Annotated in this window: 20 protein-coding genes; 11 read left to right on the top strand and 9 right to left on the bottom strand. The window is 64.0% G+C overall.

Going from position 1 to position 25,347, the window contains the following annotated elements:
• Positions 1-15: 15 nt before the first annotated feature.
• Positions 16-1,515 (bottom strand): circularly permuted type 2 ATP-grasp protein, encoded by a 1,500-nt coding sequence (locus tag CHU94_RS07450; RefSeq protein WP_094478330.1) that lies wholly within the window; start codon positions 1,513-1,515, stop codon positions 16-18.
• A 71-nt stretch (positions 1,516-1,586) separates the two neighbouring features.
• Positions 1,587-4,055, bottom strand: a complete 2,469-nt coding sequence (locus CHU94_RS07445) for a DNA internalization-related competence protein ComEC/Rec2 (protein ID WP_094478328.1) — start codon at positions 4,053-4,055, stop codon at positions 1,587-1,589.
• Positions 4,056-4,203: 148 nt separating this feature from the next.
• Here CHU94_RS07445 and CHU94_RS07440 point away from each other — a divergent pair, with 148 nt between their 5' ends.
• The 6 genes from CHU94_RS07440 (at position 4,204) to CHU94_RS07420 (ending at position 11,673) form a co-directional block, all read left to right on the top strand.
• Complete coding sequence (locus CHU94_RS07440) at positions 4,204-7,731, top strand: DUF2126 domain-containing protein (protein WP_094478326.1); 3,528 nt, start codon at positions 4,204-4,206, stop codon at positions 7,729-7,731.
• 345 nt (positions 7,732-8,076) lie between these two features.
• Positions 8,077-8,667, top strand: coding sequence for a nuclease-related domain-containing protein (locus CHU94_RS07435; RefSeq protein ID WP_094479302.1), 591 nt, complete (start codon positions 8,077-8,079; stop codon positions 8,665-8,667).
• Positions 8,668-8,694: 27 nt separating this feature from the next.
• Positions 8,695-9,186, top strand: a complete 492-nt coding sequence (locus CHU94_RS19020; protein ID WP_141211409.1) for an STM3941 family protein — start codon at positions 8,695-8,697, stop codon at positions 9,184-9,186.
• Between the two features lie 80 nt (positions 9,187-9,266).
• Positions 9,267-9,974: a mobilization protein gene (locus tag CHU94_RS07430; RefSeq protein WP_094478324.1), complete on the top strand. Its 708-nt coding sequence runs from the start codon at positions 9,267-9,269 to the stop codon at positions 9,972-9,974.
• Between the two features lie 46 nt (positions 9,975-10,020).
• Positions 10,021-10,446: a VOC family protein gene (locus CHU94_RS07425; RefSeq protein WP_094478322.1), complete on the top strand. Its 426-nt coding sequence runs from the start codon at positions 10,021-10,023 to the stop codon at positions 10,444-10,446.
• Between the two features lie 24 nt (positions 10,447-10,470).
• Positions 10,471-11,673, top strand: coding sequence for an EAL domain-containing protein (locus CHU94_RS07420; protein ID WP_094478320.1), 1,203 nt, complete (start codon positions 10,471-10,473; stop codon positions 11,671-11,673).
• Positions 11,674-11,690: 17 nt separating this feature from the next.
• Here CHU94_RS07420 and CHU94_RS07415 read toward each other — a convergent pair whose 3' ends face one another.
• Positions 11,691-12,425 carry an ABC transporter substrate-binding protein gene (locus CHU94_RS07415; RefSeq protein WP_094478318.1) on the bottom strand — a complete coding sequence of 245 codons (735 nt, stop codon included), beginning with the start codon at positions 12,423-12,425 and terminating at the stop codon, positions 11,691-11,693.
• Positions 12,426-12,633: 208 nt separating this feature from the next.
• On the opposite strand from CHU94_RS07415, the gene CHU94_RS07410 reads away from it, so the two are divergent.
• The 3 genes from CHU94_RS07410 to CHU94_RS07400 are packed head-to-tail and all read left to right on the top strand — an operon-like array spanning position 12,634 to position 16,699.
• Positions 12,634-15,222, top strand: coding sequence for a circularly permuted type 2 ATP-grasp protein (locus CHU94_RS07410; protein ID WP_176451991.1), 2,589 nt, complete (start codon positions 12,634-12,636; stop codon positions 15,220-15,222).
• Entirely contained in the window at positions 15,222-16,181 is a 960-nt protein-coding gene (locus tag CHU94_RS07405; protein WP_094478314.1) for a transglutaminase family protein, read from the top strand. The genes CHU94_RS07410 and CHU94_RS07405 overlap by 1 nt, the downstream gene beginning before the upstream one ends.
• A gap of 59 nt (positions 16,182-16,240) precedes the next feature.
• Positions 16,241-16,699: a RidA family protein gene (locus CHU94_RS07400; RefSeq protein ID WP_094478312.1), complete on the top strand. Its 459-nt coding sequence runs from the start codon at positions 16,241-16,243 to the stop codon at positions 16,697-16,699.
• A gap of 76 nt (positions 16,700-16,775) precedes the next feature.
• Here the strand turns inward: CHU94_RS07400 and CHU94_RS19650 are convergent, their stop codons facing one another.
• From CHU94_RS19650 to CHU94_RS07370, 6 genes are all read right to left on the bottom strand, one after another.
• Entirely contained in the window at positions 16,776-18,365 is a 1,590-nt protein-coding gene (locus tag CHU94_RS19650; protein ID WP_094478310.1) for a methyl-accepting chemotaxis protein, read from the bottom strand.
• 71 nt (positions 18,366-18,436) lie between these two features.
• Positions 18,437-18,907: a 2-amino-4-hydroxy-6-hydroxymethyldihydropteridine diphosphokinase gene (gene folK / locus CHU94_RS07390; RefSeq protein ID WP_094478308.1), complete on the bottom strand. Its 471-nt coding sequence runs from the start codon at positions 18,905-18,907 to the stop codon at positions 18,437-18,439.
• 26 nt (positions 18,908-18,933) lie between these two features.
• The gene (pcnB, locus tag CHU94_RS07385; protein WP_094478306.1) at positions 18,934-20,505 is read right to left on the bottom strand and encodes a polynucleotide adenylyltransferase PcnB; all 1,572 of its coding nucleotides are present in this window, start codon (positions 20,503-20,505) and stop codon (positions 18,934-18,936) included.
• A gap of 30 nt (positions 20,506-20,535) precedes the next feature.
• Positions 20,536-21,222: an HAD family phosphatase gene (locus tag CHU94_RS07380; RefSeq protein ID WP_094478304.1), complete on the bottom strand. Its 687-nt coding sequence runs from the start codon at positions 21,220-21,222 to the stop codon at positions 20,536-20,538.
• On the bottom strand, positions 21,219-21,905 hold the full coding sequence (gene hda, locus CHU94_RS07375) for a DnaA regulatory inactivator Hda (RefSeq protein ID WP_094478302.1): 687 nt from the start codon (positions 21,903-21,905) through the stop codon (positions 21,219-21,221). Before hda ends, CHU94_RS07380 begins: the two co-directional genes overlap by 4 nt.
• A gap of 10 nt (positions 21,906-21,915) precedes the next feature.
• The gene (locus CHU94_RS07370; protein WP_094478300.1) at positions 21,916-22,995 is read right to left on the bottom strand and encodes an AI-2E family transporter; all 1,080 of its coding nucleotides are present in this window, start codon (positions 22,993-22,995) and stop codon (positions 21,916-21,918) included.
• An 84-nt stretch (positions 22,996-23,079) separates the two neighbouring features.
• On the opposite strand from CHU94_RS07370, the gene purM reads away from it, so the two are divergent.
• Together purM and CHU94_RS07360 are read left to right on the top strand one after the other, a co-directional pair.
• A complete protein-coding gene (gene purM, locus CHU94_RS07365; protein WP_094478298.1) occupies positions 23,080-24,123 on the top strand; it encodes a phosphoribosylformylglycinamidine cyclo-ligase in 1,044 nt (347 codons plus the stop codon).
• A gap of 8 nt (positions 24,124-24,131) precedes the next feature.
• Positions 24,132-25,319 carry an MFS transporter gene (locus CHU94_RS07360; RefSeq protein ID WP_255033880.1) on the top strand — a complete coding sequence of 396 codons (1,188 nt, stop codon included), beginning with the start codon at positions 24,132-24,134 and terminating at the stop codon, positions 25,317-25,319.
• Positions 25,320-25,347 lie beyond the last annotated feature (28 nt).

Here is a 25,347-nt window from a genome sequence, read left to right as displayed (position 1 = left end):
ATCTCCGCAGTTCGCTTATTGTTTTTGGGTCTGTGCAACGGCGGCCATGGCAGGCGCATCGTCTTCCAGAATCCAGGTGTCCTTGGTGCCGCCGCCTTGCGACGAATTCACCACCAGGGACCCGTCCTTCAAAGCTACGCGGGTCAGGCCACCGGGCACCATCTGCACCGTCTTGCCACTCAGCACATAGGGACGCAGGTCGATGTGGCGGGGCGCAATGCCACTCTCCACGAATGTGGGGCAGCTGGACAGGCTCAGCGTGGGCTGGGCGATGTAGCCGCTGGGGTTGGCCTCCACCGCCTTGCGGAAGTCTTCGATCTCGGCCTTGGTAGCAGCGGGGCCCACCAGCATGCCGTAGCCGCCGGCACCGTGCACTTCCTTCACCACCAGATCCTTCAGGTTGGCCAGGGTGTAGGCCAGGTCGTCCTTGTTGCGGCACATGTAAGTGGGCACGTTGTTCAGGATGGGCTTCTCGCCCAGGTAGAACTCGATCATCTTGGGCACATAGGGGTAGATGGACTTGTCGTCCGCAATGCCGGTGCCCACCGCGTTGCAGATGGTCACATTGCCCGCCTTGTAAGCGCCCAGCAGACCGGCACAGCCCAGCGTCGAATTGGGGCGGAACACCAGCGGGTCCAGGAAGTCGTCATCCACCCGGCGGTAGATCACGTCCACCCGGCGCGGGCCGCGCGTGGTGCGCATGTAGACAAAGTTGTCCTTCACAAACAGGTCCTGCCCTTCCACCAGCTCCACCCCCATTTGCTGGGCCAGGAAGGCGTGCTCGAAATAGGCGCTGTTGTACATGCCGGGTGTGAGCACCACCACGGTGGGCTCTGCCGTGGTGGCCGGGCTGCTGGCGCGCAGGGTCTCCAGCAACAGGTCGGGGTAGTGGGCAATGGGGGCGACGCGGTGTGCGCTGAACAGATCGGGGAACAGCCGCATCATCATCTTGCGGTCTTCCAGCATGTAGCTCACGCCGCTGGGCACCCGCAGGTTGTCTTCGAGCACGTAGTACTCGCCATTGCCCTTGTCGTCCGGCGCGCGCACGATGTCGATGCCGCTGATCTGCGAGTAGATGTTGTTGGGAACATCCACGCCCATCATCTCCGGGCGGAACTGGGCATTGCCCTCGATCTGCTCGCGCGGCACGATGCCGGCTTTCAGAATTTCCTGGTCGTGGTAGATGTCATGGATGAAACGGTTGAGAGCCGTGACGCGCTGCGTCAGGCCCTTCTCCATGCTGGACCATTCGTGCGCCGGGATGATGCGCGGAATCAGGTCAAAGGGGATCAGGCGTTCGGTGCCGGCGCCGTCCTCGTCCTTTTCGCCGTAGACGGCAAAGGTGATGCCCACACGGCGGAAGATCATTTCTGCCTCTTCACGGCGCTTGGCCATCATGTCGCCGGGTTGGCGGGCCAGCCATTCGTCGTAAATCTTGTAGTGGTCTCTTATCTGCTTGCCCTGAGTGAAGAACTCGTAGGGAAGCTGGGTGTACATCTCATCGAATTTCCGCATAAAAAGACCTCTCCTATGACCTGTTCTATGCAAGCTTAGTGCCACGACATACACCACGCCTGCATGCACCACTATGGCACATTGTGGTGCCAGTATCGGTGCTCGGTGTCCCGCAGGCACGCCACATTTTGGGGCTGCTCCGAGCGCCAGACCATCGCACCACAACGGGGTGATGTCACCAAATGGGTGCCTGCCTGGGTGTAACGCTCCACCACGGGCAATGCCGGGTGGCCAAAGCGGTTGCGGTAGCCAGCCTGCACCAGCGCCCACTGCGGCTGCACAGCCTGCAGGAATTCCTGCGTGCTGGAAGTCTTGCTGCCATGGTGCGGCACCAGCAGGACCGCTGCGCGCAAATGGTCCGTGCCCTGCCAGGCTTGCACCAGCCGCAGCTCTTGCGCGGCCTCAATGTCGCCGACCAGCAGCGCACTCCGCGTACTGGTGCCAATGCGCAGCACGCACGACAGTGCATTCGGTTTGGGCGCCGGGCTGGCGTCATAGTCCTTCACTTGCGGGTGCAGCACTTCAAAAGGCACACCATCCCACTCCCAGCGCTGGCCCGCCTCGCAGCGTTGCGCCGTGCGCAGCTGTTGCAGCGGGTGGCCGGGTTCGATGGAACTCAACAAGCGGGCCTGCGGCTGCAGGGCCAGCACGGCAGCCGCGCCTCCCACGTGGTCGCTGTCGCGGTGGCTCAGCACCAGGGTGTCCAGCTGCACATCCAGCGCCCGGAGCAAAGGCACCAGCACGCGGTGACCCGCATCACTCTCCAGGCTGTAGCGAGGCCCGGCATCAAACAGCAAGGCATGCTGGGCCGTGCGCACCAGCACCGCATTGCCCTGCCCCACATCAGCGGCCAGCAATTCAAATTCGCCCGGCGGTGGCAGTGCGGGGCGCCACAGCAGCACGGGTACCAGCAACGGCAGCCCCAGGGCGCGCAGATGCCGGGGCACTGGCAGCGCGCACAGCACGCCACCCACCACAGCCAGCAGCCCCCAGCCCAGCGGAGGCAAAGGCCAGCTGACGGTAGCCCCATGCCAGGTGGCCAGCGCGCTGAGCCACCACCACAGCAGTTCGATGGCCTGCACAACCAGCCCCCACACCGGGGGCAGCAGCACCCCCAGCAGCGCCATCGGCGTGATCAGCAAGGTCACCCACGGAATGGCCAGCAGATTGGCCACCAGCCCCACCACAGAAACTTGGCCAAACAGCAGCACGCTCAGCGGTGCCAAGGCGCATATGATGATCCACTGCTCCCGCAGCAGATGCCATATTTTTAAGAAAAAATGGCCTCTAGCCCCGGTGAAATCTGCGCGGGCAGCTCCTGAATCTGTAGCAAACAGCACCCCCACCGCTACAAAGCTCAGCCAAAAGCCCGGCTGCAGCAGCGCCCACGGATCCAGCGCCACCACGGCGGCGCAGGCCAGCATCCACACCAGCGGCCAGGGCCAGCGCGCGCCGGCCAGGCGCAGCAGACTGACCGTGGCCAGCATCAGGCAGGTGCGCTGCGCCGGTACGCCCCAGCCGGCCAGCACAGAGTAGGCGCAGGCCAGCAGCAGCCCGCCCAGCAGCGCCGCCGATGGGGCGGGCAAAGCCAGACACAGCCGGCGCGAGCGCCGCCACAACATCCCGGTCAACAGGGTCGCCGCCCAGGCAAACATGGTGATGTGCAGGCCAGAGATGGAAATCAGGTGGGCCACCCCCGTGGCGCGGAACACATCCCAGTCGCTGCGCTCCACCGCGGCCTGGTCGCCCACCACCAGCGCGGCCAGCAGGCCCGCAGCGCGCCGGTCTTCCACTGAGGCAACGATGCGGTCTCGCAGCAGCTGACGCGCCAGCGCCACCGGCGCTTGCCAGGTCTGGCCCAGGTTCTGGGGCTCGGGGTCTTGGGGCCCGGCGCGCACATAGGCGCTGGCCTGCACGCCTTGCCCCCAGAGCCACAACTCGTAGTCAAACCCATGCGGATTCATGCTGCCGTGCGGCGCCTTGGCACGCAGAGTGAGCAGCCAACGTTCGCCCGCTTGCAACGGGGCCGGCACGCGCTGCAGGCCCGTCTGCTCCCCCTGCAGCGCGTAGCCACTGGCATACCAGCCCACCGCCATGCGTGTCGGCACGGCCACCGCCTGTCCGTCCAGCATGGCCTGCTCCACCCGCAGGGTGAAGCGCAGCCCGGCCTCGGTGCTCTGTGGCAAGCCCTCCACCACCCCGGTCACGCGCAGGTCGCGCCCTTCCAGCGCGGGGGCCAGGGCCGTACTGGCAAACACCACAGCCCGCGCACCCGTAACGCCCCAGCCCAGCGCCATGCCTGCCAACAGCACCAGCACCGACGCCAGCCAAAATGGCACCGTCTTACGGGTGAATATCGCTATCTTTTCAGGAGCTGCTCGCGCATACAGCACCAGGGCTAGCAGCACAAAAGACACATAAACCCACAGCGACCACAGCGCGGGCTGATGCAGCTGCCACGCCGCTCCCAAGACCCCACCCAGCAGCGCCGCAAACACCGTGCGGGGCCACGCGCTGGTGCGGTGGGCGACAGAGAACATGGCGCCATGCTAACCCGCGCTCGATGGGCGCCTAGCGCATGGCGCGGGACTTGCTTGGAGCCCCCTGTCAAACCCGATTGTTAGTATGGAGCCGGTGTGGCCACCGCTGCACCGGCACCAACGAGTGAGATTACCGAGAGACCGGCCCATGTCCATCCACGCAGCGCTGAACCACGTCACCCACTACACCTACGACCGTCTGGTCAACCTCGGTCCCCAAGTCATCCGCCTGCGCCCTGCCCCGCACTGCCGCAGCAAAATCATTTCCTATTCGCTCAAGGTCGAGCCCAGCACCCACTTCATCAACTGGCAGCAGGACCCGTTTGCCAACTACCAAGCCCGCCTGGTGTTCCCCGAGAAGACCCGGGAGTTCAAGGTCACGGTGGACCTGGTGGTCGAAATGGCGGTCTACAACCCCTTCGACTTCTTCCTTGAACCGGCCGCCGAGAACTTCCCCTTCCAATACGACAAGCTGCTGGCCCAAGAGCTTGCGCCCTATCTGGCCGCAGAGCCACTGACACCGGAGTTCAAAAAATTCCTGGACGGCATAGACCGCAAGGAACGCCGCACCATCGACTTTCTGGTCTACATCAACCAGCTGGTGCACAAGGCCGTCAACTACACCATTCGCATGGAGCCCGGTGTGCAAACGCCGGAAGAAACCCTGACGCTCGCCAGCGGCTCGTGCCGCGACTCCGGCTGGCTGCTGGTGCAACTGCTGCGCCATTGCGGGCTGGCCGCACGCTTTGTCTCGGGCTACCTGATCCAGCTGGCACCGGACGTCAAGTCGCTGGACGGCCCCAGCGGCACCGAGGTCGACTTCACCGACCTGCACGCCTGGTGCGAGGTCTATTTGCCCGGCGCAGGCTGGATCGGGCTGGACGCCACCAGCGGCCTGCTGGCCGGCGAAGGCCACATCCCGCTGGCCTGCACGCCGCAGCCCAGCGGTGCTGCGCCCATTGAGGGCGGCGTGGACAAGTGCGAGGTGGAATTTGCCCACCACATGCAGGTCACCCGCATGTACGAGTCCCCCCGCGTCACCAAGCCTTACACGCCCGAGCAATGGGCCGAGGTGATGACCCTGGGCGACGCAGTGGACACCGAACTCGTGGCTGGCGATGTGCGCCTCACCATGGGCGGCGAGCCCACTTTCGTGGCGGTGAACGACCGCGACGCGCCCGAATGGAACACCGACGCCCTGGGCCCGACCAAGCGCGGTTTTGCCACCGAACTGACGCACAAACTGCGCGACGAATATGGCCAGGGCGGCTTTCTGCACTTCGGCCAGGGCAAGTGGTACCCCGGCGAGCAGCTGCCGCGCTGGGCCCTCAACATTTACTGGCGTGCGGACAAGCAAAAGGTGTGGAACAACCCCGCCCTGTTCACCGACGAGCGCAAGCCCACCCACTACACCCCCGAGGACGCGGGTTACTTCATCCGCACCCTGGCGGGCAAGCTGGGCCTGACCGACAAGTACGTACAGGCTGGCTATGAAGACACTTGGTACTACCTGTGGCGCGAGCGCCGCCTGCCGGTGAATGTGGACCCCTTCAACAGCAAGCTTGATGACGAGATGGAGCGCGCCCGCCTGCGCCGCGTCTTCGAGCAAAAGCTGGACTCGGTGGTGGGCTATGTGCTGCCGCTCAAGGTCGGTGCCAGTGGCAACCCCGGCTTGAGCGGTACCCAGTGGACCACCGGCCCCTGGTTCTTCCGCGATGAACGCATGTACCTCATGCCCGGCGACTCGCCCATGGGCCTGCGCCTGCCGCTCGATTCCCTGCCCTGGGTCAGCCAGGGGGACTACCCCTATCTGGTGGAGCGCGACCCGACTGTGGACCGCGGCCCCCTGCCCCCGCATAACGCGTTTGCGGCGCGCTATGCGCCGGGCGCTGCCGGTACCACACCAACCAGTGGCTCGGTAGCCGCCAACGGCCTGCCCTATCTGGCCGGCAACCTGGCCGTGCCCGAAGCCGGCCGCAAGATGCAAACGGCCAAGGGGACTGGCAACAGCAGCATTGCCACCAACGCCCAAAGCGCCACACAGCCAGAGCCCGCGATGTACGCACAAGCGCCCAACCGCTTTGAATCCGCCCACTGGATCACCCGCACAGCGTTGTGCGTGGAAGTGCGCGACCCGCGCCGCGCCAGCGGCCCCAAGGCAGAAGCTGTGGGCTCCAAATCGGGCGTGATGTACGTGTTCATGCCACCGCTGGAGCGCTTGGAAGACTACCTTGACCTGCTGGCCGCTATCGAAGCCACGGCGTCTGAACTCAAGATGCAAGTCGTGCTGGAAGGCTACCCGCCCCCGCGCGACCCGCGCCTGAAGCTGCTGCAAGTCACCCCGGACCCCGGTGTGATCGAGGTCAATGTGCACCCGGTCACCAATTGGCGTGAGCTGGTCTACAACACCGAGTTCCTCTACAACGCGGCCTTCGAGTCGCGCCTGAGTGCCGAGAAGTTCATGACCGACGGCCGCCACACCGGCACCGGTGGCGGCAACCACTTTGTGATGGGCGGCGCCACACCGGCCGACAGCCCGTTTTTGCGCAAACCGGAGCTGCTGGCCAGCCTGCTGCTGTACTGGCACAACCACCCCAGCTTGAGCTACCTGTTCAGCGGCATGTTTGTGGGCCCCACCAGCCAGGCCCCACGTGTGGACGAAGCGCGCAACGACCAGCTGTATGAGCTGGAAATTGCTATCGAGCAGATCTACAAGAACCGCGAGATCTATGGGCAAACCATGCCCCCCTGGTTGGTGGACCGCACGCTGCGCAACATCCTGATCGATGTGACCGGCAACACCCACCGCAGCGAGTTCTCCATCGACAAGATGTACTCGCCGGACTCGTCCACAGGCCGCCTGGGCTTGCTGGAATTGCGCGCCTTCGAGATGCCGCCGCACCCGCACATGAGCAGCGTGCAGCAACTGTTGCTGCGCGCACTCGTCGCCCGCTTCTGGAAGACGCCGTACAAGGCCCCCGTTACCCGCTGGGGCACCGAGCTGCACGACCGCTACATGCTGCCCACCTTCATCAAGATGGACTTTGATGACGTGATTGCCGACATGAACGCTGCCGGCTACGCGTTTGACACCAGCTGGTTCGCCCCGCATTACGAGTTCCGCTTCCCCATGGTCGGCTCGGTCAAGAGCATGGGCGTGGAGATGACCCTGCGCAACGCCTTGGAGCCCTGGCATGTGATGGGCGAAGAGAGCGCTGCGGGCGGCACCGCCCGCTATGTGGACTCCAGCCTGGAGCGGCTGGAAGTGCGGGTCACCGGCCTGAACGAGAGCCGCTACGTGGTCACTTGCAATGGCGAAGCCCTGCCCATGACCAGCACCGGCACCGTGGGTGAGTTTGTAGCCGCCGTGCGCTACAAGGCCTGGAACCCGCCCAGCAGCCTGCACCCCACCATCGGCGTGCACGCGCCGCTGACCTTTGACATTGTGGACACCTGGATGAAGCGCTCGCTGGGCGGTTGCCAGTACTTTGTGGCCCACCCCGGCGGACGCAATTACGACACATTCCCGGTCAACAGCTACGAGGCCGAAAGCCGCCGCCTCGCACGCTTCGCCGCCATGGGCCACACGCCCGGCGTGCTGGTGGTGCCACCGGCCACGATCAACGTGGCAGGCAGCAAAGAGTTTCCGTTCACCAAGGACATGCGGCGGGCTTGATTTTTAATGAAATCGGGCTCCAGCCCTTTTGGAATATGCGCGAGCAGCTACTGAATATGTAGCAAACGCATAGAGACGGGGGGGCACAGAGCTGGGGGAATGGCCCCCCGCCGATTTCTGGGCGTTTGACAGTATGAGGCGGGGGGCCGTTCTCCCAGCTCTGTGGGTGGGTGGGCAGGGAGTCGCGATTTGTAAACTCACCCAATCGGGGATATTCCAACTCCAGTATTGCAGTGAGAATTGCCTGGTCCTTAGTCCACTTTTTTCCAGCCAGGGCTCAACGAGAGACAGCGCAAAGCCATACGAATCTTGACCACCCTCCTTTACGTCCTCATCGCTGTCATTGTGGGTTACGCCCTCGGACGGTACCGTGCGCGAGCACTCCAGAATCGTGGCGAGGCCCTACTCGCTCGTAGCATTCGGAGGCATTTTTCGGCTCCGGACTATCACTTGATGAACAACGTGACCCTCCCCCTGAAGGATGGCACCACGCAGGTTGATCACATACTCGTCTCACGATTTGGAGTTTTTGTGATCGAAACCAAAGACTACAAAGGCTGGATTTTCGCGAACCCTAAACATGCAACTTGGACTCAAACAATTTTCAAAAGCAAGTACAAATTTCAAAATCCGATATTCCAGAACTACCAACATTTGCGAGCAGTCCAAACGCTTCTGGATTTTTTGCCGCCAGACGCTGTGAAATCAGCCGTTGTGTTCACTGGCGAAGCGGAGTTCAAAACAGAAATTCCTGATGGAGTATTTACGCTGCCCCGGTTCATCGAAAACATGCGCAGCCAGACCAACGAGTTACTGTCCGTGAATCGCGTCCAGTTTTGCGTGGGTCGCCTAGAAACATCACGCCTGGCCCTCACACGCCAGACTGACATCGAACACGTTCAAAACCTGCAGCGACGCCACGGTGGTGAGACCTAGGCGCTCGCTCAAAAAAATCGCTGCTTTATGACGCCAATCACTATTCATGCATCAAGGTTTAAGTACGCAGTATTCCTTCTTATCGCAATCTTTGGTTTCTTCGTCGGGCTCATGATGGTCACTGACACAACATCCAGAAATGTATGGAACGGCTGGGGATGCCTTATCTTCTGTGGTGCATGTGTTTCATCTTTCGCCCGGCAGTTGTTCGATTCAAGGCCTCGTTTGGTACTCAACGATGAGGGTGTTTTCGATCGAACCCTAGGGGTCGGAGTCATTCCGTGGTCAGAAATTACAGGAGCAACGCTGAGGTCAGTCAATCGCAACTATTTTGTTTGTCTTGAGTTGCGCAATCCAGAGCAGTGGACTGCGCGCATGTCACTGCTGAAACGCGCAATGGCGTCTGCCAACAAAGTGCTTGGCTTTGGGGCGCTAAACCTCAACCTCTCCGCCTTAGCAGTAGACCCCATGGAGGTCTATGCGCATGTTCTTGAGAGGGCAGTCGCCAGCCGAAGGTGACTGGAAGCTTGCCCAGTCCTGGGGCAGACTGACGCCTTGCACGCAACTTGCATACGCTGTGATCTTCTTTAAGGAACTTCATGGCTTCAATCAACTTCATTGGCGGCGAAAAGGGCGGGGTCGGCAAATCGGTCGTGGCCCGGGTGCTGGCGCAGTACTTCATCGACAAGGGGCGCGCGTTTACCGGCTTTGACACGGACCGCTCGCACACCTCCTTCACCCGCTTTTATGCGGACTACGCGGCCCCGGTGGTGGTGGACACCTACGAGGGCCTGGACCTGATTGCCGGTGTGTTTGAAGAAGAGCCCGTAGTGGGCCTGCCGCCCAATGTGATTGTGGATCTGGCGGCGCAGACTGCGGCACCGCTGGCGCGCTGGGTGAAGGACTCGGATCTGGTTTCGCTGATGGCGGAAATGGGCGTGACCGTGAACTTCTGGCATGTGGCCGACGCGGGCAAGGATTCGGTGGACCTGTTGGACCGGCTGGTGGCCACCTATGGCGCCGGGCCCAACTACATCGTGGTGAAGAACCTGGGCCGGGGCAGCGACTTCTCGCAGTTGGACGAATCTGCCGCACTGAAGAAAGCCAACGCCCTGGGCGGCCAGGTGGTCAGCCTGCCGGCCCTGCACGAGGCCAGCATGCGCAAGATCGACAGGCAAAACGCCAGCTTCTGGGCCGCCATCCACCGCAAGGAGGGCGAAGACGCGCTGGGCATGCTGGAGCGACAGCGCGTGAAGACCTGGCTCAAAAACGCCTACGCCACGCTGGACACCCTGCCGCTGGGCTGACGCTGGGTTAGCATCCACCAAACTATTGCCACCCAAGGAACTCACCATGTCACTCCAGCCTTTTCACCTTGCCATTCCCGTGTACGACCTGGCCCTGGCGCGCCAGTTTTATGGCGAGGTGTTTGGCTGCGAAGAGGGCCGCAGCAGCGCGCAGTGGGTGGACTTCAACTTTTTTGGCCACCAGCTGGTGATCCACCTGGCGCCGAAGAACGACTCCCAAACCCACGCCCACACCAATGAGGTGGACAGCCACCACGTGCCGGTGCCGCACTTTGGCGTGGTGCTGGCGTGGGACGCCTGGCACGCACTGGCCGAGCGGCTCAAGAGCCGCAATACCGCCTTTGTGCTGGAGCCGGGCATCCGCTTCCAGGGGCAGGTGGGCGAGCAGGCCACCATGTTCCTGCTGGACCCCTGTGGCAATGCGCTGGAGTTCAAGGCCTTCAAGGACATCGGGCAACTTTTCGCCAAGTAAACGACTTGCCTGCCGGAGGGCACCATGCACACCCTGATCAGCGAATTCAGCCGCGGGGTTTTGGCAGCGGGTGCAGCGGTGTTCCAGGTGGGCGACACCGGTGACTCGGCCTATGTGATTGAGTCGGGATGCGTGGAGGTGCTGGTGGGGGCCGCACACGCCCAGCAGCGGGTGGCCGTGCTGGCCGAAGGCGCCATGTTTGGCGAAGTGGCACTGCTGGACCGCCAGGCCCGCACCGCCACCGTTCGTACCCTGGTGCCCACCACGCTGGTACGCATTGACCGCGCCCATGTGGAAGAGCTATTGGTGCGCGCCGACCCAGTAATCCAATACCTGCTGCGTTTGCTGCTGGAGCGCTTTCGCAGCAGCAGTGCCAAGTCCGAGTTGCCCCCTGCACTGCCGCCCTTGTCGGGCCACGCAAGCTTTGCGCCGCCCGAAGACCTGCATGCCGCCGCCGTGCGCACCTTGTCGCTGGCGCACGACCTGTCCGACGCCATTGACCGTAACCAGTTGGACCTGTTTTACCAGCCCATCGTGCGGCTCCCGGGCGGCACGCTGTCGGGCTATGAAGCCCTGGTGCGCTGGCACCACCCGCAACTGGGGGTGGTGCAGCCTGACGAATTTATTCCGCTGGCCGAGAAAACCGGCCTGGTACACCGCATTGGCCAATGGGTGCTGCAACGCGCCACCACGGACTGGCCCGCGCTACGCGACACTTGTGCCGCCCGTGACGGCGAGCGGCCGTTTGTCAGCGTCAACCTCTCGGCGCCGGAGCTGTGCAGCCCCGGCATTGTGGAGGCGGTGCAGCGCTGCCTGCAGACCACGGGCATGGACGCACACGAGCTGCGTATTGAGCTGACAGAGACGGTGATCATCAGCAGCGTGGAGAAAGTGTCGGCCTCGATTGCGCAGTTGCGAGCCATGGGCATCGGTATCGCCCTGGATGACTTTGGCACCGGCTACGCCGGGCTGGACTACCTGCAAACATTGCCCTTCACCACCATCAAGATCGACCGTGCGTTTGTGGCACACATGCACAGCTCGGAACGCAGTTTCCAGATCATCAAGTCTGCGCTGGCGCTGTCGCAGCTGCTGGGGATCTCCACGGTGGCAGAGGGCATTGAAGACGCAGCCACCGGCACGCTGCTGGCCAGCATGGGCTGCGAATACGGCCAGGGTTACCACTACGCGAAGCCACGGCCGTTGCACGAACTGCTGGCCCGGTGACAGGCGGCCGGGCAATGCTAGGGCGAAGGCCGCAGTTTGCGCAATCCGGTGTTCAGGGCCCGCTGCGCAATGGCTCCCTTGGCCGTGCGCTGAAAACACACATACAGGTTCTTGCTCTCCAGCACCTTGGGGTTGACCTGGAGCTGCTGGGCCACCCGCGCCAGTTGGGGGTCGGTCTGCACCAGGTGTTCATAGACCTGCTGGTCGACTACCGCCAGGTCCACCCGGCCGGCTATCAACTTGAGGATGTTGCTGCGGTCGTCGGGCGCCTCTTCGGAGGCCACCATCTTGCTGGCAATCCGTGCGTCCAACTCTTCTGTGTTGACAAACCCGCGCACCACACCAATGCGCAAGCCCTGCAAATCGTCATAGGATGACCATTTGACAGGCCGATCCGTGCGCTCCAAAAAAACGACAAGGCTGCGCCCTACGGGGTCGGAATAGAGGTAACGCGCAGCGCGCTCACGCGAGTAATAGGCCGGGAAAAAACCAGTGTATGAAGCATCGGTATCCACCAGACGTACGGCCCGGGACCAGGGGAAAAACTGTACCTCGACACTGGAACCTGACAGGGCCATGGCATCCACAATGGTGCTAGTGATAAAGCCCATTCCGGGCAGTGCAGCGCTGGTGTAAGGTGCCCACTCCAGCGTGCTGAGTTTGTAGTCGGTCGCCCGGGCAGGCAGGGCCGGCACCATGCACAGGCCCCAAGCAAACCATGCAGCCAATCCAGCGCGCCATACAGCGTTCATTCAGTCTCCATCGGTGTTAGCAGTGGGCCTTGGGCGCATGGTAGCGGGCTTTGCGCTGTTTGGCACGGCACGGGGCTTGCGTGCAAATCTGGGTCCCCGGCGCCCCCTGCGCTGGCATACTCTCAGGCCAGTGAACTCCTCTCTCGATCCCCTTGCCGTGAATGGGCCCGCCACCGACGCCGATGTGCTGTCCCAGGCGCGCCAGTGCATGGCCGCCGCCGGGCACTTTGACGAACTGCGCGCCACGATCCCCCCCAAGAGCGCCCCCCCGAACACCACCGGCACTGAAAACGCTATCAATTCAGTAGCTGATCGCGCAGAATTCACGGGGGTTTGGGGCCAATTCTTTGCCAATATGGAGGCCCGAACCAGCGCCGAGCTGGACAGCCGTGCCGCCAGCCTGCAGCGCCAGATCCGCGACAACGGCGTGACCTACAACGTCTACGCCGATGCCGAGGGCCCGCAGCGCCCCTGGTCGCTGGACCTGTTTCCGCTGGTGGTAGATGCGCCGAGCTGGCAGCACATCGAGTCTGGCGTGCAGCAGCGCATGCGCCTGCTGGAGGCCGTGATGGCCGATGTCTACGGCCCGCAAAACTTTCTGGCCCAGGGCCTGCTGCCCCCCGCGCTGGTGCACGGCCACCCGGGCTATCTGCGTGCCATGGCCGGGGTGCAGCCCGTGGGCGGGCGCCACCTGCATGTCACCGCCTTTGATCTTGCCCGTGGGCCCGACGGCAACTGGTGGGTAGTGGGCCAGCGCTGCCAGGCGCCCAGCGGCCTGGGCTACCTGCTGGAGAACCGGCTGGCCGTGTCGCGCCAGTTTCCGCAGGCGTTTCAGGCGCTCAAGGTGCAGCGCCTGGCCAGCACCTACCGCGCGCTGATGGACAGCCTCAAAGCCCACAGCCCGGCCGGTGCCGACGCCCACATTGCCCTGCTGACGCCCGGCCCGTATAACGAAACCTATTTCGAGCACGCCTACCTGGCCCGCTACCTGGGCCTGAGCCTGGTGGAGGGCAGCGACCTGATCGTGCGCGACGAGCGCCTGTTCCTCAAGACGCTGCGCGGCCTGGTGCCGGTGCACGGCCTGCTCAAGCGGGTGGACGACCAGTACCTGGACCCGCTGGAGCTGCGTCCGGACTCCACGCTGGGCGTGCCGGGCCTGCTGCAGGCCATCCGTGCAGGCAATGTGTTGGTGGCCAATGCGCCGGGCTCGGCCTTTCTGGAGTCGCCCGCGCTGCTGGGCTTTTTGCCGGCGCTGGCGCAGCACGCACTGGGCGAGGACCTGCGCCTGCCCGCCCTGCCCACCTGGTGGTGTGGCGAGCGCAGCGCCATGGAAGACGCCCTGAGCCGCCTGCGCGAGCACACCATCAAGCCCACTTACCCCGGCTCGGCCATCCACACCAGTTTCGAATCTGTCATTGGCCACACCCTGGGCCAGACCGCGCTGGACGCTTGGGCTGGCCGCATCATGCGCCAGAGCGAAGACCACACCGTGCAGGCCTATATGCCGCTGTCGCAAATGCCGACCTGGCACAGCGCCGGCCCCGGCCAGCCCGGCGCCATGGTGGCGCGCTCGGTCCTGCTGCGCGTGTTCGCCGTGTCGGACGGGCAGGATGCCGCTGGCCGCCCCCATTGGCGTGTGCTGCCCGGCGGCTTGGCCCGCGTGGCCGGCACCACGGCCGACATTGCCAGCATGCAGCGTGGCGGCAGCAGCGCCGATGTGTGGGCGCTGACCGAGGGCGAGGTGGACACCACCACCCTGCTGCCCGTGGCCCTGACGCCTGCGGTCCTGGCGCAGCGCAAGCGCCTGGTCACCAGCCGCGCGGCCGAAAACCTGTACTGGCTGGGCCGCTACACCGAGCGCTCTGAAAACACCGCGCGGCTGGCTGCCCTCACACTGGACTGCCTGGGGGGCGAAGAGCAAAGCTCAGCCCCGCTGCTGCAGTGGCTGAGCCAGATGGCCGTGGCCAACACCCTGGTGCTGCCGGGCACGCCGTCCGCCGTGCAGGCGCGCCGCGTGTTCGAGCGCACGCTGGTTGCCAGCCTGGCCTCGGCCGATGGCGCCACGAGTGTGGGCTTTAATGTGCGGGCCCTCAAGATGGCCGCCGCCACGGTGCGCGAGCGACTGTCGCAGGAGCACTGGCACACCATCGTCAAAGCCGAAGAAACCCTGTTCACCCAAAGCGCCCGGCTGGCCGCCCAAGGCGACTACGCCCCGGCCCAGGCCCTGCGCGTGCTGGGCGATCTGAGCGACCAGCTCTCCGCCATCACCGGGGCGCAGACCGACCGCATGACGCGCGACGACGGCTGGCGCCTGCTAAGCATTGGCCGCCATGTGGAGCGCCTGCACTTTTTGGCCAGCGCACTGGCCCGCAGCTTTGAGACCGGCGCGGTAGACACCGATGGCGGCTTTGAGGCCCTGCTCACGCTGTTTGACAGCACCATCACGTTCCACGCCCAGTACCAGCAAAGCCGCGACATCGCGGCGCTGACCGACCTGCTGGTGCTGGACCGGGACAACCCGCGCTCCCTGGGCTGGGTGGCGCACACGCTGCGCGGGCGCCTGGCCAAGCTGGCGCTGAGCCCGGCGGGCGAACTGAGCCGCATGTCGTTGCAAGTGCCCAACCCTGATACATGGGACCTGGCCCAACTGTGCGAAACGCCCGAAGGTGAACCCAGCGCCGCCGCCCTGCGCAAGCTGTTGGATGCGTTGAGCACCTGCGCATTTGCCGTGTCCGAGGACATCAGCACCACCTATTTCACGCACTCGGGCCAGACCAAACAGAGTGTGGGCACCTGATGCTGCTGCAAGTCACCCACCACACCCGCTACGACTACCAGCCGGCCGTCGAGACCGCCCAGCACGTGGCCTATCTGCAGCCATTGCAGCATGCTGGGCAAAGCCTGCTGAGCCACACGCTCAGCATCAGCCCGCAGCCGGCGCAGCAGCGCAGCACGCAGGATGTGTATGGCAACACGCGCTGCTTTTTCTCGCTGCAGGTGCCGCACCATGTGCTGGAGGTGCAGGCCATGAGCATCGTGTCCACCCGCGCTCACGCCCTGCCCGAGAGCGAGCAGCCGTGGGAGCAGCTGCGCGACCGGCTGCGCTACCAGGCGCACACGCCCTTTGAGGCGGCCTCCGAGTTTGTGTTTGCCTCGCCCTTTGTGCCGCGCCGCCAGGAGTTTGCCGGCTACGCACGGCCCAGCTTTGCGGCGGGCACCAGCGTGTTGGCCGTGGCGGTGGACCTGATGGAGCGCATCCACGCCGACTTCACCTACGAGAGCGATAGCACCCAGATCAACACCCCCGCCCTGCAGGCGCTGGAGCAGCGCAAGGGCGTGTGCCAGGACTTTGCGCACATCATGCTGGCCTGCCTGCGCAGCATGGGCCTGCCCGCGCGCTACGTGAGCGGCTACCTGCTCACCCAGCCCGCGCCTGGCGAGGTCAAGCTTATCGGCAGTGATGCCTCGCACGCCTGGGTCAGCGTCTATGTGGGCGACCTGCCCGAAGGCCAGCGCTGGGTGGACCTGGACCCGACCAACAAGCGCTGGGGCTGGTTGGCCCCCGGCGTGGACTATGTGACAGTCGCCACCGGACGCGACTTCGGCGATGTGTCGCCGCTGCGTGGTGTGATCCACGGCGGAGCTAGCCACACGCTCACTGTGGGCGTGACGGTGGAAGAGATCCGCAGCGACAATACCGGCTCGGCGCCCGCCACTGCGGCTGCGCAGAGCCAAAGCCAAGGCGCTATCAATTAAATAGCTGTTTGCGCAATAACCATGGGCGCCAACGGCACTTTTCACCCAAAGGAACCCCTATGAGCATTTACGACAAACTCGCGGCCCTGAACATCACCCTGCCACCCGTGGCCGTGCCCGCAGCGGCATACGTGCCCTTTGTGCAGACCGGCAACCTGGTCTTCATCAGTGGCCACATTGCCAAGAAAGATGGCAAACCCTGGGTGGGCCAGTTGGGCAAGAACACCACCACCGAAGAAGGCAAGGCGGCTGCACGCGCCATCGCCATCGACCTGATGGGCACCTTGCACGCCGCCGTGGGCGACCTGAACAAAGTGAAGCGCATCGTCAAGGTCATGTCCCTGGTCAACTCCACCGGCGACTTCACCGAACAGCACCTGGTGACCAACGGCTGCAGCGAGCTGCTGGGCGAAGTGTTTGGCCCCCAGGTGGGCGCACATGCACGCAGCGCTTTTGGCGTAGCCCAAATCCCCATGGGCGCCTGCGTGGAAATTGAGCTGATCGCCGAAGTGGCCTAAGTCGCCGAATTCCCGCGCCGATTCCCGATGCAAAAGCGCTGCCGAGGCAGCGCTTTTTTGTGGGCCAAAGACAAGGCTAATTCAGCAGCAAGGGTGCACCCGATGCGCCAGCATGCCCCAACTGCGGCGCCACCTTGAATACCGCCACCGCCTGCGCCAGCTGGGCGGCTTGGTCGCGCAGGCTCTCGGCCGCTGCCGCGCTCTCTTCCACCAAGGCTGCGTTTTGCTGCGTCATCTGGTCCAGGTTGCCAACCGACTGGTTGACCTCGGCAATACCCGCGCTCTGCTCGCTGGAGGCGGCGGTGATCTCGCCGATCACGTCCACGACCCGGCGCACGCTTTGCACAATCTCCTGCATGGTGGCGCCCGCATCGGTCACCAGCTGGGTGCCCGACTCGACCTTCTCCACCGAGGTACCAATGAGACCCTTGATCTCTTTGGCGGCCTCTGCAGAACGGCCTGCCAGGGAGCGCACTTCACTGGCCACCACCGCAAAACCACGTCCCTGCTCGCCCGCACGTGCAGCTTCTACCGCTGCGTTCAGCGCCAGGATGTTGGTCTGGAAGGCAATGCCGTCGATCACGCTGATGATGTCGGCAATCTTCTTGCTGCTGGCGTCGATCTGCTGCATGGTGCTGACCACCTGCGCCACCACGTCACCGCCGCGCTGCGCCACGTTAGAGGCATTGGCGGCCAACGTGGCGGCCTGGTGGGCATTGTCCGAACTCATGCGCACGGCGTGGGTCAGGCTGTCCATGCTGGAAGCGGTGGACGCGAGGTTGCTGGAAGTTTGCTCGGTGCGCTGGGCCAGGTCGTTGTTGCCGGTGGCAATTTCGGTGCTGGCGGTGGCAATGCTGTCGGTGCTCTGGCGCACCTGGGCCACCATCAGGCCCAGTGAGCGGTTCATACCCGCCAGCGAGCGCATCAGGTCGCCAAACTCGTCGGCACGGCTTTCGTCCACATGGCCACTCAGGTCGCCCTCGGCAATGCGCGCGGCCAGGTCGTTGGCCTGCAGCAGCGGCTGTTTGATGGAGCGAATCAGGAATGCCGCGCCAACCAGGATGCCGCTGATCAACACGACCAAACCACCCGCTGACATCAAAATCAGCTTGCGGCCTTCGGCCTCAAAACTGTCCCGCAAGGCCTCGTTGGCGGCGTCCTGCATCTGCACAAACTGCTGGTGGGCGTCCTGCAAGGCCTTCACTGCAGGGCGGTACTGGGTCTCCACAAACGCTGGCATTTCGCCGGGCTTCACGACCTTGAGCAATGCGGTCTGGCTGGTCAGGTCTTGCAGCTTTTTGCGCAGCTCGGTGATCTTGGCGAGCTGGGCCTTGTCGGCCTCCGAGGGGTCCGCGGCCTCAATGGTTTTTTGCAGTTCTTCAATCTTGGCGTTGCTCTGGGCAATCTCGTCCTTGAAGGCATTGGCCACGCCGGGGTCCACCGCCACCACCACCGCGTAGGCGCGGGTGGTGTTCACGTCCACCAGCGCAGCCCACTGGTTGGCGGTCTTGATCTGCGCCAGCATGGCAGCATTGACGGCGCCATAAGCTTCGCGGGACTTGCGGGACTGCAGGGCTGTAAAAGCAATGATGATGGCCAACACCACCACCATCAGCCCCATCGCGGTCCACAGCTTGGTGGCCAGGCGAAGTCGGTCAAAACGCATTCCAATCTCCTTTAATTATTTTGTAATTTAACCACGCTGGAGCGTTGGAGAAGCGTTGGAAATAACCGGATTTACCCTGCCATGCGCCAAATACCTTGGCCTTGTACCGCTACTAAATCAGTAGCATTTATTTGATCGGGAATGAGCTCTGCCAGCGGCAGCAGCACAAAGGCGCGTTCACGCATACGCGGGTGAGGCACTGTGAGCTCGGGGCTCTGGATGGTGGCACTGCCGTAACGCAATAGGTCCAGGTCCAGCGTGCGCGGGGCATTGCGGTAGGGGCGCTGGCGGCCGGCAGCCTGCTCGATCTGCTGCAAGGCCTGCAGCAAGGCCGGGGCGGTCAGGGTGGTGGAGAGTTCGGCCACGGCATTCACGTAGTCCGGGCCGCTGGAGTCGATAGGAGCGCTGCCGTACAGGGCGGAGTGGCGCAGCAGCTGGCACTGGGGCACGACTGCCAGCGCAGCCAGCGCCGCGTGCAGCGCGGCCACGGGCTCACCCAAATTGGCCCCCAGGCCGATGTAGGCCAGCACCGGCGCACGCATGGTGGTTTGCAGATCGGGCCGGCGGATTACTCGGCGGCTCCGCCTGAGGAGGCGCCGCCCTCCCCTTTGGCCGCACCCGAGCGGCGGCGGCGGCGCCGTTTGCGCGGGGCATTCTGGCCATCGACGGAGAATTCCTGCCCGTCGCCCTCTGCATCGGGCTTGGCGGGCGCGGCAGGCGTGGACTTGGCCGGTGCGCGGTGCACACGTGGGGCCTGCTTGCGCTGCTGCTGTTGCTCGGCACGCACCTGGTCCACCATGTCTTGGCGCACATCGTCGCTGGCCATGCTGAACTCTTGCCACCAATCGGCCAGCACTTCGTCAATCTCACCCGCGTCGGCACGCAGGCGCATGAAGTCAAAGCCAGCACGGAAGCGCGGCTGGTCCACCATGCCAAACGGGGTGCTGCCCACGCGCTTCTCAAAGCGGGGTTGCATGAGCCAGATCTCGCGCATATCGCCAGCCAGCTTACCGCGCCCGGACACGTCGCCAATGCGGGCGTTGAACACGTCCTCAATCGCATCCTGCAGCGCCGGGTGGCTGTGCTGGCCGCTTTTGACACGTTGGTCCCAGCCGTCGCGCACATCGGCCCACAGCACGCAGGCCAGCAAGAAGCTGGGCGCCACGGGCTTGCCTTCGCCCACACGGCGGTCGGTGTCTTTCAGTGCCGCAGCGACGATGCCCTGCTCGGCCCGCTCCACCACAACGTCCAGCAGCGGGTAGATGCCGCGGGCCATGCCTAGCACCTTGAGCTGCTCCACCGAGGCCAGCGCGTGGCCGGTTTGCAGCAGCTTGAGCATTTCGTCGAACAGGCGGCTTTGCGGCACATCGTTCAGCAGCTTCTGGCTCTTGACCAGCGGGCCGGAGGTCTTGGCTTCGAGCTTGAAGCCCAGTGGGCTCAACTTGGCAGAGAAACGGATGGCTCGGATGATGCGCACCGGGTCTTCGCGGTAGCGCGTGGCGGCGTCACCAATCATGCGCAGGGTACGGCTCTTGGCGTCCTTCAGGCCATTGTGGTAATCGACCACGATTTGCGTCTCGGGGTCGTAGTACATGGCGTTGATGGTGAAGTCACGGCGCACCGCGTCTTCTTCCTGCGGGCCCCAGACGTTGTCGCGCAGCACGCGGCCGCTGCTGTCCACGGCATGCTGCATGCCGGCCAGTTCGTTCTTGCTGGTGCGTTCGTTGCCCTTGACCTGCTCGGCGGCGGCGTTGTCCAGGTAGGCGCGGAAGGTAGAGACCTCGATCACCTCGTGCTCACGGCCCCGACCGTACACCACATGCACGATGCGGAAACGCCGGCCAATGATGAAAGCGCGGCGGAACAGGCTCTTGACCTGCTCAGGTGTGGCGTTGGTGGCCACATCAAAGTCTTTGGGGCGCAGGCCCACCAGCAGGTCGCGCACGGCGCCGCCCACTACATAGGCTTCAAAACCGGCTTGTTGCAGGGTGCGAACGACATGGATGGCGCGTTCGTCCACCAGCTTGGGATCGATCCCGTGCACAGACACAGGCACTTCCACCCGTTTGCCGAACTGGGGCTTCTTGCCCGCGGCGGACGGGCTCTTGCCCAGCAATTTGTCGATGAATGTCTTGATCAAGAGAAGGTTCCAGGCGGTCAGGGCCGCGGGTCAGGGAAAGAGCTCAAGTATGCGCCATCCGCGCTCTTGGGCCAGAGCGCGCAGGCGGGCGTCGGGGTTGGTGGCCACGGGAACCGTGGCTTTTTCCAGCAGCGGCAGGTCGTTCGACGAGTCGGAATAAAAGGTGGTGTGCACCTGGCTCCAGTCCAACCCGTGGTCAACCAGCCACTGGTTCACGCGCGTAACCTTGCCTTCGCGGAACGACGGTGTACCGGCAATCGCGCCGGTGTACCAACCGGTGCCGCCGGGGGCATCGTCCACGGCCAAGTCCACCGCAATCAGCTCGTCCACACCAAAGGCCTTGGCAATCGGGCGAGTCACAAAGGCGTTGGTGGCGGTCACCACAATCACCGTGTCCCCCGCCCGCTGGTGCGCCTGCACCAACTCCAGGGCCTGCGGTTTGATGGCATTCTGGATCACAGACCTCATAAATTCTGCGTGAGCAGCTATCGAATTGCTAGCGCCCTGGCGTACGATGGCAGCCGTGGCAAAGCGCACATAGGCGTGCACATCCAGCGTGCCAGCCTTGTAGTGCTCGTAAAACGCATCGTTTTGGCGCTTGAATTCGGCGGCATCGGTCCAGCCTCGCGCCGTGGTGAACTCGCCCCAGGCGTGGTCCGAATCCATCGGAATCAGGGTGTGGTCCAGATCGAAAAGCGCTAATTTCTTCAATGTCATTGGTTGTCCAGCATGGCTTTGATCATGGGAATGGTGATGGCGCGCTGGGTTTGCAGGGCGTAGCCGTCCATCAGTTCCAGCAGCTCCATGAGGCTGCCCAGGTCGCGGCTGAAGCGCTTGAGCATGAAGTCCATCACCTCGTCGCTCAAAAACACGCCGCGCGCATCGGCCGCCTGGCGCAGCACGGCGCGGCGCTCAGGCTCGCTCAGCAACTGCAGACCGTAAATGTGGCCCCAGCCCAGTCGGGTGCGCAGGTCATCCCGCAGCTTCAGTTCAATGGGCGCCAACTCGCCCGCGGCCAGCACCGGGCGCTGGTGAGTCTGGGCGTTGACAAACCAATTGAAGGCCATGTGCTGCTGCTCAGCGGTGTAGAGGTGCACATCGTCCATTAGCACGGCGGCCCAGCCTTCATCAAACTCGACAGGCTCCAGCACGTTGGCATCCATCCAGCCCACGCGGGCACCCTGCTCACGCAGCGCCTCGCGGGCAGCTTTGAGCAAATGGCTCTTGCCGCATCCCTCGGGTCCCCAGACATAGGTGGGCACTGGCGAGCGGGCCTGGGCGCCGCTTTTGGCACCAATCCACAACTCCAGGTGCTTCCGCGCCGCTTCGTTGGGGCCGGCAAAAAAATTGGCCACAGTGGGCCCTGCGGACAGGCCGATGTCCAACGCGATCTGTTGCATGGCCAAAGCTTTATCCCAAATAGAGGCGACTGGCCAAATAACCGGCGCGCATGCGCCGCACCGCGACCAGCAGCACGGCACTGGCCGGCAAGGCGATGAGCACGCCGACAAATCCAAACAGCTGGCCAAAAGCCAGCAAGGCAAAAATCACAGCCAACGGGTGCAGGCCAATACGCTCCCCCACCAGGCGCGGCGTGAGGTACAAGCTTTCCACCAGCTGGCCCAGGCCATAGACCACCGCCACCATGGCCAGGGGATACATCAAGCCACCGCTGGAGAACTCCAGCAAGCCGGCAAACGTGGCCAGCACCAAGCCGACCCCAAAGCCCAGGTAGGGCACCGCAATGGCCAGGCCGGTGAACACGCCAATCGGCAGCGCCAGATCCAGTCCAAACAAGGCCAGCCCCACGCTGTAGGCAATCGCCAAAATCAGCATGACCAGCAGCTGGCCACGCAGGTATTGCCCCAGCACCTCATCCGCTTCATGCAGAAAGCTGTCGACCCCTTCGCGCAAGCGCGGGGGCACCAAATCACGCACCTGGCGGACAAAGCGGTCCCAGTCCATCAGCAGATAAAACAAGGCCACCGGGATCAAGATGGCATTGCCAATGATGGCAAAAGCCACGCTGCCACCCAGTTTGACCGAGGCCAGCACGGAGCCCAAGGCGTCTTCCACATTGGCATTGAGGTACTTCATGACAAAGCCCTTGATGCTCGCCACGTCGAGCGAGAAGTGGATGCCCCACTGGGCCAGCCAGGGTTTGAGCGAGGTGTTGAGGCTGTCCAGCAGCACCGGCAGCTGCTCACGCATCAGCGGCAGCTCTTTGGCCAGTATCGGCACGATCAGCAGCAACACGCCCAACAATGCCACCACAAACAGCAACTCGACCAGCACCACTGCGGCCAAACGCGGAATGCGGCCGCGCCCCACGTCATCGAGCCAGTCCACCACCGGAGTCAGTGCGTATGCCAGCACGGCCGCCACCACAAATGGCGCCAGCACCGGTGCCAGCAGCCATAGCGCCAGCACCAGCAGGGCCGCAATCAGGGCCCATGCGGCGAATCTTTTTTGGGTGGGGGTGAATTGCATACAAAAAATGGCGGGAGCAAACCCGTAAAATCTGGGCAAATTCTATCGGGGTCTGCCTCTGCTCTGCCCCACAAGCCACCTCCCATGACCCAATCTGCCTCCCCCACTCCCCTTTCCTACAAAGACGCCGGTGTTGACATCGTGGCTGGCGACGCGCTGGTCGAACGCATCAAGCCCCTGGCCAAGAAGACCATGCGCGAAGGCGTACTGGCTGGCATTGGCGGCTTCGGTGCCCTGTTTGAGGTGCCCAAGCGCTACAAGGAACCGGTGCTGGTCAGCGGCACCGACGGCGTGGGCACCAAGCTCAAGCTGGCGTTTGAGTGGAACATGCACGACACCGTGGGCATCGACCTGGTGGCCATGAGCGTCAACGACGTGCTGGTGCAAGGCGCCGAGCCCCTGTTTTTCCTGGACTACTTTGCCTGCGGCAAGCTGGACGTGGACACAGCGGCTGCGGTGGTGGGTGGCATTGCCAAGGGCTGCGAGCTGTCCGGCTGCGCACTGATTGGCGGTGAAACCGCCGAAATGCCCGGCATGTACCCCGCCGGTGAATACGACCTGGCCGGTTTTGCCGTGGGTGCAGTCGAAAAATCCAAGATCCTGACCGGCGCAGACGTGAAACCCGGCGATGTGGTGCTGGGCCTGGCCAGCCATGGCGTGCATTCCAACGGCTTCAGCTTGGTGCGCAAGTGCATTGAGCGCGCCGGCGCCAACACCCCCGCCACCCTGGACGGCAAGCCCTTCAAGCAAGCCATCATGGAACCCACCCGCCTGTACGTGAAGAACGTGCTGGCGGCGCTGGCGGCGCACCCCATCAAGGCCCTGGCCCACATCACCGGTGGCGGCCTGCTGGAAAACATCCCCCGCGTGCTGCCCGAAGGCACCGCCGCCCACCTGAAGAAAGGCAGCTGGCCCCAGACCGAGCTGTTTGCCTGGCTGCAAAAGACTGCCGGCATTGACGACATCGAGATGAACCGCACCTTCAACAACGGCATTGGCATGGTCGTGGTGGTGGACGCTGCCCACGCCGAAGCCACTGCCGCCACCCTGCGTGCCGCTGGCGAAACGGTCTACACGATTGGCCAGATCGCCCCCATCGGGCAAGGCGCCGCTGTCGTGGTGGCCTGACACCCGCCTTGGCAGATCCCAGCCCCGCGGCCCGGCTCCACACCAGCGTGTGGATGCTGGGTCTGGTCAGCATGCTGACCGACATCTCCAGCGAGATGGTCAGCGGACTTCTGCCCGTTTTTTTGGTCACGCAGCTGGCCGTCAGCGCCTCCACCATTGGCCTGATCGAGGGGGCCGCTTGTGCCGTCACCATGCTGGTGAAAGCCTTCTCGGGCAGCCTTAGCGATTACCTGGGGCGCCGTAAACCCCTGGTGCTGCTGGGCTACGGCCTGTCTGCGGCGGCCAAGCCCCTGCTGGCAGCCGCCGGCAGTGTCTCGCTGATCGCGTCCGCCCGCCTGATGGACCGCACGGGCAAGGGCATGCGGGATGCGCCACGCGACGCGCTGATTGCCGATATCACCCCCGAATCCCTGCGCGGTGCGGCCTACGGGCTGCGCCAGGCTCTCGATACCGTGGGCGCCTTTGTGGGCCCCCTGCTGGCCATGGGGCTCATGCTGCTGTGGGCCAACGACTATCGCGCGGTGTTCTGGGTGGCCACCATTCCAGCGGTGCTGGCGCTCCTGCTTCTGTATGTGGGCGTGCGCGAACCGGTGGTGGCGGACCGCAAGCGCCTGCAAAACCCCATCACCCGCGCCAATCTGCGGCAACTCCGCGCTTCCTACTGGTGGCTGGTGGCCTTGGGCGCTGGCCTGACCCTGGCCCGGTTCAGCGAAGCCTTCCTGGTGTTGCGCGCCCAACAGGACGGTCTGCCACTGGCGTGGACGCCACTGGTCCTGATCGCCATGAACCTGGTGTACGCCGGGCTGGCCTACCCGTTTGGCCAGTGGTCCGACCGCCTCCATCCGCGCCTGCTGTTAGGCGCCAGCCTGCTGGTCCTGATGGGGGCCCACGGCCTGCTGGCACACGGCGGGCTCGGCGTCTGGGCTGGCATCGTGTTGTGGGGCCTGCACATGGCCATGGCGCAGGGTCTGATGTCGGCCTTGGTCGCCAATGCCGCTCCCGACCATTTGCGGGGTACCGCCTTTGGTTTGTTCAACGTTGTCAGTGGCCTGATCCTGCTGGTAGCCAGTGCGTTGGCGGGCTACTTGTGGGACAGTCTCGGAGCCTCCGCGCCCTTCGCGGCAGGCGCCGCATTTGCGGCCTTGACCCTGGTCCTGCTGCTCATACAACCCCAAGGCTCATCCCAGACTCACTGAGTACGCTAGTAAATTTATAGCTGCTCGC

Origin of the sequence: Rhodoferax sp. TH121 (genome assembly GCF_002251855.1) — a bacterium.
Lineage (GTDB): Bacteria > Pseudomonadota > Gammaproteobacteria > Burkholderiales > Burkholderiaceae_C > Allorhodoferax.
Note: the sequence above shows the minus strand (reverse complement) of the source record. Positions and strands in the feature narration are given on the sequence as shown.

What these genes read in the sequence shown, in the direction of transcription:
- CHU94_RS07400 (WP_094478312.1), top strand. Translation starts at nt 16,241, where the DNA reads ATGAGCATTTACGACAAACTCGCGGCCCTGAACATCACCCTGCCACCC.
- CHU94_RS07410 (WP_176451991.1), top strand. Translation starts at nt 12,634, where the DNA reads ATGGCCGCCGCCGGGCACTTTGACGAACTGCGCGCCACGATCCCCCCC.
- CHU94_RS07445 (WP_094478328.1), bottom strand. Translation starts at nt 4,055, where the DNA reads ATGTTCTCTGTCGCCCACCGCACCAGCGCGTGGCCCCGCACGGTGTTT.
- CHU94_RS19020 (WP_141211409.1), top strand. Translation starts at nt 8,695, where the DNA reads ATGACGCCAATCACTATTCATGCATCAAGGTTTAAGTACGCAGTATTC.
- CHU94_RS07430 (WP_094478324.1), top strand. Translation starts at nt 9,267, where the DNA reads ATGGCTTCAATCAACTTCATTGGCGGCGAAAAGGGCGGGGTCGGCAAA.
- CHU94_RS07425 (WP_094478322.1), top strand. Translation starts at nt 10,021, where the DNA reads ATGTCACTCCAGCCTTTTCACCTTGCCATTCCCGTGTACGACCTGGCC.
- hda (WP_094478302.1), bottom strand. Translation starts at nt 21,905, where the DNA reads ATGCAACAGATCGCGTTGGACATCGGCCTGTCCGCAGGGCCCACTGTG.
- folK (WP_094478308.1), bottom strand. Translation starts at nt 18,907, where the DNA reads ATGCGTGCGCCGGTGCTGGCCTACATCGGCCTGGGGGCCAATTTGGGT.
- CHU94_RS07450 (WP_094478330.1), bottom strand. Translation starts at nt 1,515, where the DNA reads ATGCGGAAATTCGATGAGATGTACACCCAGCTTCCCTACGAGTTCTTC.
- CHU94_RS07420 (WP_094478320.1), top strand. Translation starts at nt 10,471, where the DNA reads ATGCACACCCTGATCAGCGAATTCAGCCGCGGGGTTTTGGCAGCGGGT.
- purM (WP_094478298.1), top strand. Translation starts at nt 23,080, where the DNA reads ATGACCCAATCTGCCTCCCCCACTCCCCTTTCCTACAAAGACGCCGGT.
- CHU94_RS07370 (WP_094478300.1), bottom strand. Translation starts at nt 22,995, where the DNA reads ATGCAATTCACCCCCACCCAAAAAAGATTCGCCGCATGGGCCCTGATT.
- CHU94_RS07380 (WP_094478304.1), bottom strand. Translation starts at nt 21,222, where the DNA reads ATGACATTGAAGAAATTAGCGCTTTTCGATCTGGACCACACCCTGATT.
- CHU94_RS19650 (WP_094478310.1), bottom strand. Translation starts at nt 18,365, where the DNA reads ATGCGTTTTGACCGACTTCGCCTGGCCACCAAGCTGTGGACCGCGATG.
- CHU94_RS07415 (WP_094478318.1), bottom strand. Translation starts at nt 12,425, where the DNA reads ATGAACGCTGTATGGCGCGCTGGATTGGCTGCATGGTTTGCTTGGGGC.
- CHU94_RS07440 (WP_094478326.1), top strand. Translation starts at nt 4,204, where the DNA reads ATGTCCATCCACGCAGCGCTGAACCACGTCACCCACTACACCTACGAC.
- CHU94_RS07405 (WP_094478314.1), top strand. Translation starts at nt 15,222, where the DNA reads ATGCTGCTGCAAGTCACCCACCACACCCGCTACGACTACCAGCCGGCC.